General features: G+C 59.2%; 12 protein-coding genes. 11 read left to right on the top strand and 1 reads right to left on the bottom strand.

The features are described from left to right. The first annotated feature begins 1 nt into the window (after window position 1). From ASF13_RS18660 to nei, 5 genes are all read left to right on the top strand, one after another. Entirely contained in the window at window positions 2-745 is a 744-nt protein-coding gene (locus tag ASF13_RS18660) for a type 2 GTP cyclohydrolase I (RefSeq protein ID WP_056239901.1), read from the top strand. Between the two features lie 113 nt (window positions 746-858). Continuing rightward, a complete protein-coding gene (gene pxpB, locus ASF13_RS18655; RefSeq protein WP_056239897.1) occupies window positions 859-1,515 on the top strand; it encodes a 5-oxoprolinase subunit PxpB in 657 nt (218 codons plus the stop codon). Further along, window positions 1,509-2,438, top strand: coding sequence for a 5-oxoprolinase subunit PxpC (pxpC, locus tag ASF13_RS18650; RefSeq protein ID WP_056239894.1), 930 nt, complete (start codon window positions 1,509-1,511; stop codon window positions 2,436-2,438). Before pxpB ends, pxpC begins: the two co-directional genes overlap by 7 nt. Next, complete coding sequence (gene pxpA, locus ASF13_RS18645; RefSeq protein ID WP_056239892.1) at window positions 2,428-3,168, top strand: 5-oxoprolinase subunit PxpA; 741 nt, start codon at window positions 2,428-2,430, stop codon at window positions 3,166-3,168. The genes pxpC and pxpA overlap by 11 nt, the downstream gene beginning before the upstream one ends. A 17-nt stretch (window positions 3,169-3,185) precedes the next feature. After that, window positions 3,186-3,977: an endonuclease VIII gene (gene nei / locus ASF13_RS18640; RefSeq protein WP_056239888.1), complete on the top strand. Its 792-nt coding sequence runs from the start codon at window positions 3,186-3,188 to the stop codon at window positions 3,975-3,977. A 73-nt stretch (window positions 3,978-4,050) separates the two neighbouring features. Here nei and ASF13_RS18635 read toward each other — a convergent pair whose 3' ends face one another. Beyond that, the gene (locus ASF13_RS18635) at window positions 4,051-5,334 is read right to left on the bottom strand and encodes a citrate synthase (protein ID WP_056239885.1); all 1,284 of its coding nucleotides are present in this window, start codon (window positions 5,332-5,334) and stop codon (window positions 4,051-4,053) included. A 628-nt stretch (window positions 5,335-5,962) separates the two neighbouring features. On the opposite strand from ASF13_RS18635, the gene sdhC reads away from it, so the two are divergent. From sdhC to odhB, 6 genes are all read left to right on the top strand, one after another. Beyond that, a complete protein-coding gene (gene sdhC, locus ASF13_RS18630) occupies window positions 5,963-6,352 on the top strand; it encodes a succinate dehydrogenase cytochrome b556 subunit (RefSeq protein ID WP_056239882.1) in 390 nt (129 codons plus the stop codon). Further along, entirely contained in the window at window positions 6,346-6,693 is a 348-nt protein-coding gene (sdhD, locus tag ASF13_RS18625; RefSeq protein WP_056239877.1) for a succinate dehydrogenase membrane anchor subunit, read from the top strand. The genes sdhC and sdhD overlap by 7 nt, the downstream gene beginning before the upstream one ends. Further along, complete coding sequence (gene sdhA, locus ASF13_RS18620) at window positions 6,693-8,459, top strand: succinate dehydrogenase flavoprotein subunit (protein WP_056239875.1); 1,767 nt, start codon at window positions 6,693-6,695, stop codon at window positions 8,457-8,459. The genes sdhD and sdhA overlap by 1 nt, the downstream gene beginning before the upstream one ends. 15 nt (window positions 8,460-8,474) lie before the next feature. Further along, window positions 8,475-9,191, top strand: a complete 717-nt coding sequence (locus tag ASF13_RS18615; protein ID WP_056239872.1) for a succinate dehydrogenase iron-sulfur subunit — start codon at window positions 8,475-8,477, stop codon at window positions 9,189-9,191. A gap of 348 nt (window positions 9,192-9,539) precedes the next feature. Further along, entirely contained in the window at window positions 9,540-12,347 is a 2,808-nt protein-coding gene (gene sucA / locus ASF13_RS18610; protein ID WP_056239868.1) for a 2-oxoglutarate dehydrogenase E1 component, read from the top strand. 14 nt (window positions 12,348-12,361) lie between these two features. Beyond that, complete coding sequence (gene odhB, locus ASF13_RS18605; protein WP_056239865.1) at window positions 12,362-13,576, top strand: 2-oxoglutarate dehydrogenase complex dihydrolipoyllysine-residue succinyltransferase; 1,215 nt, start codon at window positions 12,362-12,364, stop codon at window positions 13,574-13,576. The last annotated feature ends 82 nt before the right edge of the window (window positions 13,577-13,658 follow it).

Here is a 13,658-nt window from a genome sequence, read left to right as displayed (position 1 = left end):
TATGCTGAATACTGAACTCGAAACGCTGGTAAACCAGTTCCTGAACGCTTCCGCTTTTGACGACTACGGCCCGAACGGTCTGCAGGTGGAAGGGCGCGCTGAGATTAAAAAGGTGGTGACCGGCGTGACCGCCTGCCAGGCGCTGCTCGATGAAGCGGTGCGGCTGCAGGCCGATGCGGTGCTGGTGCACCACGGTTATTTCTGGAAAAACGAGCCGTCGGTGATCAAGGGCATGAAGCGCCGCCGGCTGAAAACCCTGCTGGCTAACGACATCAATATGTTTGGCTGGCACCTGCCGCTGGATGCGCATCCGCAGCTTGGCAATAACGCGCTGCTGGCAAAGATGTTTGGCATTGAGGTTAAGGGAGAAGTGAAGCTGCTGTTACCCTGGGGCGAGCTGACCACGCCGCTGAGCGGCGAACAGTTTGGGCAGCGCATCGCTGAGGTGCTGGGCAGAACGCCGCTGCACTGCGGCGATAATGCACCGGCGCTGATCAAACGCGTGGCCTGGTGCAGCGGCGGCGGTCAGGGCTTTATCGATGCGGCGGCGGCCTTCGGCGTGGATGCCTTTATCAGCGGTGAAGCCTCTGAGCAGACCATCCACAGCGCCCGTGAACAGGGTATCCACTTCTTCGCCGCCGGGCACCACGCCACCGAACGCTGCGGCATTCAGGCACTCGGTGAGTGGCTGGCCGGGCAATACGGGCTGGACGTGACCTTTATTGATATCAACAATCCGGTCTGATCGGTTCCATCCTCGCGGTCTGCCGGGTGCCTTGCAAGGGCGCCCGGCAGATTGACACTGGCGCGGAGTCTTCGCCACCTCGCTCTGAATGACCCCTTTTGCGGAGGTTACCTGTGCAACACGCGCGATATTATCTGTTAGGAGAACGTACGGCGGTGCTGGAGCTGGAGCCGCCGTTTTCACTCACCGCGCAGCAGCGGGTCTGGAGCCTGGCGCAGCAGCTGCAGCCGCTCCCGCAGGTGCTGGACGTGGTGCCGGGCATGAATAACCTTAGCGTGATCCTGCGCGAAGCGCCGCATAACGCCGCGGAGGTGCTGGCGTGGCTGCAGCAGGCGTGGCAGCAGAGCGGGTCGCAGGAGGCGGAATTCCGCCGCGTCGACATCCCGGTGATTTACGGCGGCAGCGGCGGAGCCGATCTGCAGCACGTGGCGCGCCATCACGGCCTGAACGCTCGCCAGGTGGTGGAGATGCATGCCGCCGCTGAGTACGTAGTGTGCTTTATCGGCTTCCAGCCGGGGTTTCCCTACCTGGCCGGGCTGGACCCGCGCCTGCACACCCCACGCCGCGACACTCCAAGGGTGCGGGTGCCCGCCGGGTCGGTCGCCATCGGCGGCAGCCAGACCGGCATCTATCCCCTTGAATCCCCCGGCGGCTGGCAGCTGATTGGCCATACCGCTACCGCGCTGTTTCTGCCCGATCGCCAGCCGCCGGTGCTGCTGCGCCCGGGCGATCGGCTGCGTTTTGTACCGCAAAAGGAGGGCGTATGTTAACCCTGATCCGCGCCGGTCTGAGCAGCTCGCTGCAGGATGCCGGCCGTCCCGGCTGGCGGCAGTACGGCATCAGCCTCGGTGGGGCGCTGGATCGGCCAGCGATGCACACCGCCAATCTGCTGGTGGGCAACGCGCCCGACAGCGCGGTGGTGGAAATCACCCTGGGCCAGTTCTGCGTTGAGTTTGGTCGCGACGGCTGGTTTGCCTTAACCGGGACAGGGTGCCATGCGCGGCTTGACGGGCGTGAGGTGTGGACCGGCTGGCGCACCGCGGTCAGAAAGGGCCAGCGGCTGACGCTGGGCCTGCCCAGCCGCGGCATGCGCAGCTATCTGGCCGTTGACGGCGGCTTTGCGCTGGAGCCGATGCTGGGCTCTTCCGGCACCGATCTGCAGGCCGGTTTCGGCGGTTTTTCCGGGCGCAGGCTGGCCGACGGTGACCGTCTGCCGCTGCAGCCTGCGCGGCGCTTCAAACGCCCGGTCGGCGTGCGTCAGCTGCTGTGGGGCAACCGGGTGCGGGCGCTGCCCGGACCGGAGTATCAGGAGTTCAGCGAGGAGAGTCAGCATGCGTTCTGGCGCTCCGCCTGGCGGCTCGATCCGCAAAGCAACCGCATGGGTTACCGGCTGCAGGGGAACCGCCTGGAGCGGGAGAATAGCCGCGATCTGCTCTCCCACGGGCTGGTTCCCGGCGTGGTGCAGGTGCCGCCGGCCGGGCAACCGATCGTGCTGCTGGGCGATGCGCAAACCACCGGTGGTTACCCGCGTATCGCCTGTGTGATTGAAGCCGACCTTTACCATTTAGCCCAGCTGCGGCTGGGTGAGCCGCTGCATTTTGTTGCCTGTACGCTGGAAGAGGCACGACAGGCCAGAGATGCACAGCAGCGCGCGCTGGAGCAAATGGCCTGGGGTCTGAACCATGAAGATTGATCTGAACGCCGATCTTGGCGAAGGAGCGGGCAGCGACGCGCAACTGCTGCAGCTGGTCTCATCGGCCAATATCGCCTGCGGCTTTCACGCCGGTGATGCCGACACCATGCTGCAGTCGGTGCGGCTGGCGCTGGCGGCGGGAGTCGCGATTGGCGCACATCCTTCGTTCCCCGATCGTGAGAACTTTGGCCGCAGTGCTATGCAGCTGCCGCCGGAGACGGTGTATGCCCAGATGCTGTATCAGGTCGGTGCGCTGCAGGCGATGGTGCGCAGCGAGGGCGGCCGACTGGTTCACGTGAAGCCGCACGGCATGCTTTACAACCAGGCGGCGGGCGATGCCGCGCTGGCAGACGCCATTGCCCTGGCTGTGCGGGCAGCCGATCCGGCGCTAATGCTGGTCGGGCTGGCCAACAGCGAACTGATCCGCGCCGGCCAGCGCCACGGCCTGAAAACGCGTCAGGAGGTGTTTGCCGATCGTGGCTACCGGGCAGACGGCACGCTGGTGCCGCGCGGCCAGCCGGGGGCGCTGGTGGAGAGCAATGCCCAGGCGATTACGCAGACGCTGAGCATGGTGCAGCAGGGGCGGGTACGGTGCCTCAGCGGCGAGTGGGTTAACGTACGGGCAGAGACGGTTTGCCTGCACGGCGACGGGGCGCATGCGCTTGAGTTTGCCCACCGGCTGCGTGAGGCATTCCGTCAGCAGCAGATCCGCGTCAGCGCAGCAGATTAACTTACGGAGGCAGGACGATGCCTGAAGGACCGGAGATCCGCCGCGCGGCGGACCAGCTGGAAAAAGCGGTGCGCGGCAAAGAGCTGACCGACGTCTGGTTCGCCTTTCCCGCGCTGCAGACCTATCAACAGGCGCTGATCGGCGAGCGGGTGACCGCGCTGGAAACCCGCGGCAAAGCGCTGCTCACCCACTTCTCTAACGGCCTGACGCTCTACAGCCATAACCAGTTGTACGGCGTCTGGCGGGTAGTCGCTACCGGTAGTGAACCGCAGACTCAACGCCAGCTGCGGGTGCGGCTGGCGACGGCGGACAAAACGCTGCTGCTCTACAGCGCCTCGGATATCCAGCTGCTGAACGCCGACGGGCTGGCCAGCCATCCGTTTCTGCAGCGGGTGGGGCCGGACGTGCTGGATATGACGCTGACCGAGACGCAGGTGCGCGAGCGGCTGCTGTCCAAACGCTTTCGCGGGCGGCAGTTCAGCGGACTGTTGTTGGATCAGGCGTTTCTTGCCGGACTGGGAAACTATCTGCGCGCCGAGATCCTCTGGCAGGCGAGGCTGGCACCGCAGCATAAGGCACAAACGCTGAACGATGCGCAGCTGACGGACCTGTGCCACGCGCTGCTGGCGATACCCAGGCTCTCTTACCACACGCGCGGGCAGGCCGACGAGCGGCACCATCACGGCGCGCTGTTCCGCTTTAACGTATTTCACCGGGCCGGGAAGCCCTGCCCGCGCTGTGGCACCATGATCGAGAAAAGCACGCTGGCATCGCGGCCGTTCTACCGTTGCCCTGTTTGTCAGCCATAAAAAAATGGCCGGAGGATCTCCGGCCATTTCGTTGACGTTGCTCAGCCAGAGCGGGGGAGGCCCCGCTCTGCGATTACTTCTTCAGCTGTGAGGTAAAATCACGCTGTTCGTAACCGGTGTAGAGCTGACGCGGACGGGCGATCTTAACGCCTTCGTCATGCATCTCTTTCCAGTGGGCGATCCAGCCAACGGTACGCGCCATGGCGAAGATCACCGTAAACATGGATGACGGGATGCCCATCGCCTTAAGGATGATGCCGGAGTAGAAGTCGACGTTTGGATACAGCTTACGCTCGATGAAGTACGGGTCATTAAGCGCAATGTGTTCCAGCTCCATCGCCACTTCCAGCAGGTCATCTTTCATGCCCAGCTCGTTGAGCACTTCATGGCAGGTCTCACGCATTACGGTGGCACGCGGGTCGTAGTTTTTGTAAACGCGGTGACCGAAGCCCATCAGACGGAACGAATCGTTTTTGTCTTTGGCGCGGCGCAGGAACTCAGGAATGTGCTCTACGGTGCTGATCTCTTCCAGCATGCGCAGGCAGGCTTCGTTGGCACCGCCGTGTGCAGGCCCCCACAGTGACGCGATACCGGCCGCGATGCAGGCAAACGGGTTAGCACCGGATGAACCGGCGGTACGTACGGTTGAGGTCGACGCGTTCTGCTCGTGATCGGCGTGCAGGATTAAGATCCGGTCCATCGCACGTTCCAGCACCGGGTTCACCACGTAGTCTTCGCACGGTGTGGAGAACATCATATGCAGGAAGTTGCCGGCATAGGAGAGATCGTTACGCGGATAAGCAAACGGCTGGCCGATTGAATATTTGTAACACATCGCTGCCATGGTCGGCATTTTCGACAGCAGGCGGAACGCGGCGATTTCGCGGTGACGCTCAATGTTTACGTCCATCGCATCGTGATAGAACGCCGCCAGTGCACCGGTCACGCCGCACATCACCGCCATCGGGTGCGAGTCACGTCGGAAGCCGCGGAACAGATGGTGGATCTGCTCATGCAACATGGTGTGGCGGGTCACGGTGACTTTGAATTCGTTGAACTGTTCCGGGGTAGGGGCTTCACCGTTCAGCAGGATGTAGCATACTTCCAGATAGTTGGAGTGCAGGGCCAGCTGGTCGATCGGGAAACCACGGTGCAGCAGAATGCCTTCATCACCGTCGATAAAGGTGATTTTGGATTCGCACGACGCGGTAGAGGTGAAGCCAGGGTCAAAAGTGAAATACCCTTTAGAGCCCAGAGCTCGTACGTCGATCTCTTCCGGGCCCAGCGTACCTTTCAGTACGTTCAGCTCAATAGGGGCTTCGCCGTCGAGGGTTAGCGTCGCTTTTTTATCAGCCATTTATAGTCTCCTTAGCGCCTTATACAGGGATCATTTACCACCGGGAAAACCACAACCTCCCAGCCTTATTGCCAGGCGCTATAAGGATATCAACTCTGTGGCATCTTATAATGTGCAGGGTACAGAGTGACGGGCGCGTTGGCCTGGGTGGCACATTCCTGATGCGTATCATGGTTTAAGACCCGGTTTGGCCATATCCTACATCATAACCAAAACCCGATACTTTATAGATAATCATCATCAATGTTACATAACTTGTGCTTAGGGGAAAGTGTATCCCCATAACTTTTGTGCATCATAGTCCTTTTGAGGCATCGTTTGTAACAAAGTTGTTGAAGTATTGTCAAATCAGATAATTAAATTTGTGTAGAATGTAAAATCCGTGAGGGTGATCACTGTTCCACTTTAAATTCCCCAAAGTGTTTGTAGGGGAATTGTAATAAGAATGTGATCCCCCTATACTGCGGCCAGGTCTCCGGAAAACCCTGCTGTAGGAGCCACCCAGCGTTTCATGCGCGCTATTATCTGACACTGGACGTTTGTAGTTTTAGTGCCTGCGCAAAGTTTCACGTGTGACGCTGTCTGAGCCCCCCTTCAGGACCGGAGGAAGCAAAATAAGAAAGGCTGTGTGGGCAAAACCGTGAAAAAACAAAGACCTGTCAACTTGGATCTCTCTACGATCCGGTTTCCCGTAACTGCAATAGCGTCCATTCTCCACCGCGTATCCGGGGTGATCACCTTTGTGTCGATCGGGATATTGCTCTGGTTACTGGGTCTCTCGCTCTCTTCTCCCGAAGGTTTCGATCAGGCATCCGCCGTGATGACCAGCTTCTTCGCCAAATTCATTATGTGGGGCATTCTCACTGCGCTCGCTTATCACATTGTGGTCGGTATTCGCCACATGCTGATGGATTTCGGCTACCTGGAAGAAACCTTAGAGGCGGGTAAACGTTCCGCGCATATTGCTTTCGCTATCACTGTCGTGCTGTCTGTTCTTGCAGGAGTCCTCGTATGGTAAGTAACGCTTCTGCACTGGGTCGCAACGGAATCCATGACTGGCTGCTGCTGCGCGCTGCCGCCATGGTAATGACCCTTTATGTGCTTTATATCCTCGGCTTCCTGATCATGTCAGGGCCACTGACTTATGACATCTGGCATGGCTTCTTTGCCTCCCCGGTAACCAAAGTTTTCACGTTGCTGACGCTGTTGTGCATTCTGGTTCATGGCTGGATTGGCATGTGGCAGGTACTGACCGACTACATTAAACCGCTGGCGCTGCGTATGGTGCTGCAGCTGGTGATTGTGGTCGCGCTGTTCGTCTATGCAATTTACGGAACTGTTGTCGTGTGGGGTGCGTAATGAAGTTGCCAGTAAGAGAATTTGATGCCGTGGTGATCGGCGCGGGTGGTGCAGGTATGCGCGCCGCCTTACAGATCTCCCAGTCGGGCCAGAGCTGTGCCCTGCTGTCTAAAGTATTTCCAACCCGTTCCCATACCGTGTCTGCGCAGGGCGGTATCACCGTTGCGCTGGGTAACACCCATGAAGATGACTGGGAATGGCACATGTACGACACCGTTAAAGGCTCCGACTATATCGGTGACCAGGACGCGATTGAATATATGTGTAAAACCGGTCCGGAAGCGATTCTGGAACTGGAACATATGGGTCTGCCGTTCTCCCGCCTGGACGATGGCCGTATCTATCAGCGCCCGTTTGGTGGCCAGTCGAAAAACTTCGGCGGCGAGCAGGCGGCACGCACCGCGGCGGCGGCAGACCGTACCGGTCACGCCCTGCTGCACACCCTCTACCAGCAGAACCTGAAAAACCACACCACTATCTTCTCTGAATGGTATGCGCTGGATCTGGTGAAGAATGCTGACGGTGCGGTGGTCGGTTGCACCGCGATGAATATCGAAGACGGTGAAGTGGTTTACTTCAAGGCCAAGGCAACGGTGCTGGCCACCGGCGGTGCCGGACGCATCTACCAGTCCACCACCAACGCCCATATCTGTACCGGTGACGGCGTCGGTATGGCGCTGCGCGCCGGCGTGCCGTTGCAGGATATGGAAATGTGGCAGTTCCACCCGACCGGCATCGCCGGCGCGGGCGTGCTGGTGACCGAAGGCTGCCGTGGGGAAGGCGGTTACCTGCTGAACAAACACGGCGAGCGCTTTATGGAGCGTTACGCACCGAATGCCAAAGATCTCGCCGGTCGTGACGTGGTCGCGCGTTCCATCATGATCGAAATCCGCGAAGGCCGCGGCTGCGATGGCCCGTGGGGCCCGCACGCCAAGCTGAAACTGGACCACCTCGGTAAGGATGTGCTGGAAGCTCGCCTGCCGGGCATCCTTGAACTGTCGCGCACCTTTGCCCACGTCGACCCGGTCAAAGAGCCGATTCCGGTGATCCCAACCTGCCACTATATGATGGGCGGTATTCCTACCCGCGTCAGCGGCCAGGCACTGACGGTCAACGAGCAGGGTGAAGACGTGCTGATCCCGGGCCTGTTTGCGGTCGGTGAGATCGCCTGCGTTTCGGTGCACGGTGCTAACCGTCTTGGCGGCAACTCGCTGCTGGACCTGGTGGTATTTGGCCGCGCGGCAGGCCTGCATCTGGCGGAATCGATCGCCGAGCAGGGAACCCTGCGTGACGCCACCGAAGATGAAGTTAACGCTGCGATGGCGCGCTACAACCGCTGGGACAACAACACCACCGGTGAAGACCCGGCCGAGCTGCGTAAAGCGCTGCAGTCTTGCATGCAGAACAACTTCTCGGTGTTCCGTGAAGGTGATGCGATGGCGAAAGGGCTGGAGGAGCTGAAAGTGCTGCGTGAACGTCTGCACAACGCCCGCCTGGACGATCGTTCCAGTGACTTCAACACCCAGCGTGTGGAGTGCCTGGAGCTGGATAACCTGATGGAAACGGCTTATGCCACCGCGCTGTCGGCCAACTTCCGCACCGAAAGCCGTGGCGCGCACAGCCGCTTCGATTACCCTGAGCGTGACGATGCGAACTGGTTATGCCATACCCTGTATCTGCCGCAAAACGACAGCATGACGCGCCGTGAAGTGAACATGCAACCGAAACTGCGTGCGGCCTTCCCGCCGAAAGCGCGTACCTACTAGTTTGCGGAGAGAGACATGAAACTCGAATTTTCCATCTATCGCTACAACCCGGATGTCGATGATGCGCCGCGCATGCAGGATTATACGCTGGAGTCGGAAGACGGCCGTGACATGATGCTGCTGGACGCGCTGATGCGTCTGAAAGAGCAGGATCCGACGCTGGCCTTCCGTCGCTCCTGCCGTGAAGGCGTCTGTGGCTCAGACGGCATCAACATGAATGGTAAAAATGGCCTCGCCTGCATTACCCCGGTGTCCGCGCTGGGGAACGGCAAGCAGAAAATTGTTATCCGCCCGCTGCCCGGCCTGCCGGTGATCCGCGATTTGGTGGTGGACATGGGGCAATTCTATGCTCAGTATGAGAAGATTAAGCCTTACCTGTTGAATAATGGGAAAAATCCACCGTCCAGGGAGCATTTACAGGCCCCTGAGCAGCGTGAAAAACTGGATGGCCTGTACGAGTGTATACTTTGTGCCTGTTGTTCAACCTCGTGCCCGTCGTTCTGGTGGAACCCCGACAAGTTCGTCGGTCCGGCTGGCCTGCTGGCGGCGTACCGTTTCCTGATTGACAGCCGTGATACCGAAACGGATGCCCGTCTGGATAATCTGAACGATGCTTTCAGCGTATTCCGCTGTCACAGCATTATGAACTGTGTGAGCGTGTGTCCGAAAGGGCTCAACCCGACCAAAGCCATCGGCCATATCAAGTCGATGCTGCTGCAACGGGGCGCATAACGGCAAAAATATGCACAAAATCATTCAGGGTGCATCAAGGCGGCAAACGAGTGAATCCCCGGGAGCATAGGCCGCTATGTGACTGGGGTGAATGAGAGCAGCCAACGCAGAGGCAGCGTGAAGGATGACGTGCATATCCGGGAACCTCAGGTTCCCGGTGTTTTAACAGGCGATCTTTGGAAGGTGTTTTGGGCTGATTTGCCGCCTGAGACGTCTCGCAAAGGTTCCCTTACGGGCCGCTGCTCGTATCGAAGAACCGTATATGGTAAGCCGTTAACGCGGCACGGGACTTGCAAAGGTTCCTTCAATAACCACGGCGAAAAAAAGCATAATGCTTAAGGGATCACAATGCAGAACAGCGCGATGAAACCCTGGCTGGACTCATCCTGGCTGGCCGGCGCGAACCAGTCCTACATAGAGCAGCTCTATGAGGACTTCCTGACCGATCCTGACTCTGTTGACGATGCCTGGAAATCGCTTTTCCAGCAGCTTCCGGGGACGGGAGTTAAACCAGAGCAGTTTCATTCCACCACGCGTGAATACTTCCGCCGTCTGGCGAAAGATGCTACGCGCTACACGGCCTCCGTCAGCGATCCGGAAACCAATGCCAAACAGGTAAAGGTCCTGCAGCTGATCAACGCCTTCCGTTTCCGCGGCCATCAGCAGGCCAATCTCGATCCGTTAGGCCTGTGGAAGCAGGATACGGTGCCGGATCTCGATCCGGCCTGGCACGGCCTGACCGATGCCGACCTGCAGGAAAGCTTCAACGTAGGCTCGTTTGCGATCGGCAAAGAGACGCTGAAGCTGGCCGATCTGTACGCCGCGCTGAAACAGACCTACTGCGGCTCGATCGGGGCCGAGTACATGCATATGACCAACACGGAAGAGAAACGCTGGATCCAGCAGCGTATCGAATCGGTGGTGGGGCAGGCTTCCTTCTCCTCTGAAGAGAAGAAGGGCTTCCTGCAACAGCTGACGGCAGCTGAAGGCCTGGAGCGCTATCTGGGCGCGAAATTCCCCGGGGCGAAGCGTTTCTCCCTGGAAGGCGGCGATGCGCTGGTGCCGATGCTCAACGACATGATCCATCATGCCGGCAAGAGCGGTACGCGTGAAGTGGTGCTGGGTATGGCGCACCGCGGCCGTCTGAACGTGCTGATCAACGTGCTGGGCAAAAGGCCCCAGGATCTGTTCGACGAGTTCTCCGGCAAGCATAAAGAACACCTCGGCACCGGTGACGTGAAGTACCATATGGGCTTCTCGTCCGACGTGGAAACCCCCGGCGGCATGGTACACCTGGCGCTGGCGTTTAACCCGTCTCACCTTGAGATCGTCAGCCCGGTAGTGATGGGCTCGGTGCGTGCGCGTCTTGACCGCATGGATGAACCGGGTTCCAACAAAGTGCTGCCGATTACCATCCACGGTGATGCGGCGGTGATCGGCCAGGGCGTGGTGCAGGAAACGCTGAACATGTCGGCGGCCCGCGGTTATGAAGTTGGCGGTACCGTGCGTATCGTGATCAACAACCAGGTTGGTTTCACCACCTCTAACCCGAAAGACGCCCGTTCAAGTCAGTACTGTACCGACATCGGTAAAATGGTGCTGGCTCCGATCTTCCACGTTAACGCGGACGATCCGGAAGCGGTGGCCTTTGTCACCCGCCTGGCGTTGGATTTCCGTAACACCTTTAAACGCGACGTGTTTATCGATCTGGTGTGTTACCGCCGTCATGGTCACAACGAAGCGGATGAGCCTAGCGCCACCCAGCCGGTGATGTACCAGAAGATCAAGAAACACCCGACTCCGCGTAAGATCTACGCGGACAAGCTGGAATCTGAACAGGTTGCCAGCCTGGAAGATGCCACGGAAATGGTCAACCTGTACCGTGACGCGCTGGATGCCGGCGAATGTGTGGTGCCGGCATGGCGTCCGATGAGCCTGCACTCCTTTACCTGGTCACCGTATCTGAATCACGACTGGGATGAAGGCTATCCGGAGAAACTGGACCCGCAGCGTCTGCAGTCGCTGGCGAAACGCATCAGTACGGTGCCGGACGCGGTTGAGATGCAGTCCCGCGTGGCGAAGATCTACAACGATCGCGCTGAAATGGCCGCCGGCAACAAGCCGTTCGACTGGGGCGCAGCAGAAAACCTGGCCTACGCCACGCTGGTTGATGAAGGTATTCCGTGCCGCCTCTCAGGTGAAGACATGGGCCGTGGCACCTTCTTCCACCGTCATGCGGTGATCCATAACCAGTCCAACGGCTCGACTTACACCCCGCTGCAGCACGTGCACAACGGCCAGGGCGTGTTTAAGGTCTGGGACTCCGTGCTGTCGGAAGAAGCGGTACTGGCGTTCGAGTACGGCTATGCAACGGCAGAGCCGCGTACCCTGACCATCTGGGAAGCGCAGTTCGGTGACTTCGCCAACGGTGCGCAGGTGGTGATCGACCAGTTCATCAGCTCCGGCGAGCAGAAGTGGGGCCGTATGTGTGGCCTGGTGATGCTGCTGCCGCACGGCTACGAAGGCCAGGGCCCTGAGCACTCCTCCGCGCGTCTGGAACGCTATCTGCAACTCTGCGCCGAGCAGAATATGCAGGTGTGCGTGCCGTCCACGCCGGCGCAGGTTTACCATATGCTGCGTCGCCAGGCGTTGCGTGGTATGCGCCGTCCGCTGGTGGTGATGTCGCCGAAGTCGCTGCTGCGCCATCCGCTGGCGGTCTCGTCGCTGGAAGAGCTGGCCGACGGAGCCTTCCGTCCGGCGATTGGCGAGATCGACGATCTCGACCCGCAGGGCGTGAAGCGCGTAGTGCTCTGTTCCGGTAAAGTCTATTACGACCTGCTGGAAAAACGCCGTAAAAATGAGCAAAGCAATGTGGCGATTGTGCGTATCGAACAGCTCTATCCGTTCCCGCACAAAGCCGTACAGGAAGCGTTGCAGCCGTATGCCCATGTTCATGATTTTGTCTGGTGTCAGGAAGAGCCGCTGAATCAGGGCGCATGGTACTGCAGCCAGCACCATTTCCGCGAAATCGTGCCATTTGGGGCTTCATTACGTTATGCCGGTCGTCCTGCATCCGCATCGCCGGCCGTGGGTTACATGTCCGTTCACCAGCAGCAGCAGCAAGATCTGGTTAATGACGCGCTGAACGTAGATTAATTAAAGGAAAGAAAATGAGTAGCGTAGATATTCTTGTTCCCGACCTGCCTGAATCCGTTGCTGATGCAACCGTCGCCACCTGGCATAAAAAGCCGGGTGATGCGGTGACCCGTGATGAAGTGCTGGTGGAAATTGAAACTGACAAAGTGATCCTGGAAGTGCCTGCTGCTGCGGACGGCGTGCTGGAAGCCATCCTTGAAGACGAAGGTGCTACCGTCACCTCTCGCCAGTTGCTGGGGCGCCTGAAAGAAGGCAACAGCGGCGGCAAAGAGACCTCGGTTAAAACCGAAAGCAAGGACTCTACGCCAGCCCAGCGTCAGACTGCCTCGCTGGATGAAGAAAGCAACGACGCGCTCAGCCCGGCCATTCGTCGCCTGATCGCCGAGCACAACCTCGATGCGTCTGCCATTAAAGGCACCGGCGTCGGTGGCCGTCTGACCCGTGAAGATGTGGAAAAACATCTGGCACAGGCTCAGGCGAAAGCCCCTGCTGCCAAAGCACCTGAGGCTGCACCGGTGGTGCAGGCAGGCCGCAGCGAGAAGCGTGTACCGATGACCCGCCTGCGTAAGCGCGTGGCCGAACGTCTGCTGCAGGCGAAAAACAGCACCGCGATGCTGACCACCTTCAACGAAGTCAACATGCAGCCGATCATGGCACTGCGTAAGCAGTACGGTGATGCCTTCGAGAAGCGCCACGGCGTGCGCCTGGGCTTTATGTCCTTCTACATCAAAGCGGTGGTAGAAGCGCTGAAGCGTTATCCGGAAGTGAACGCCTCGATCGACGGTGAAGATGTGGTCTACCACAACTACTTCGACGTCAGCATCGCCGTCTCCACGCCGCGCGGCCTGGTGACGCCGGTACTGAAAGACGTTGATGCGCTGAGCATGTCGGACATTGAGAAGAAAATCAAAGAGCTGGCGATCAAAGGCCGTGACGGCAAGCTGACCGTTGACGAGCTGACCGGCGGTAACTTCACCATCACCAACGGTGGCGTATTCGGTTCACTGATGTCGACGCCGATCATCAACCCACCGCAGAGTGCGATCCTTGGTATGCACGCGATCAAAGATCGTCCGATGGCGGTGAATGGTCAGGTGGTGATCCAGCCGATGATGTATCTGGCGCTCTCTTACGACCACCGCCTGATCGACGGACGTGAGTCCGTGGGTTACCTGGTGGCGATTAAAGAGCTGCTGGAAGATCCGGCACGTCTGCTGCTGGACGTTTAAACCTTGCAGAGCACGGCCAGCGCCGTGCTCTGTTCTATGTGTAGCCACAACGGTGGCTAAGTCTTTTCAGACCTGAATGGAT

Source organism: Erwinia sp. Leaf53 (genome assembly GCF_001422605.1).
In the GTDB taxonomy this organism is placed as follows: domain Bacteria; phylum Pseudomonadota; class Gammaproteobacteria; order Enterobacterales; family Enterobacteriaceae; genus Erwinia.
The sequence above is the reverse complement of the archived record's forward strand: the minus strand, read 5'-3'. Positions and strand labels throughout refer to the sequence as shown.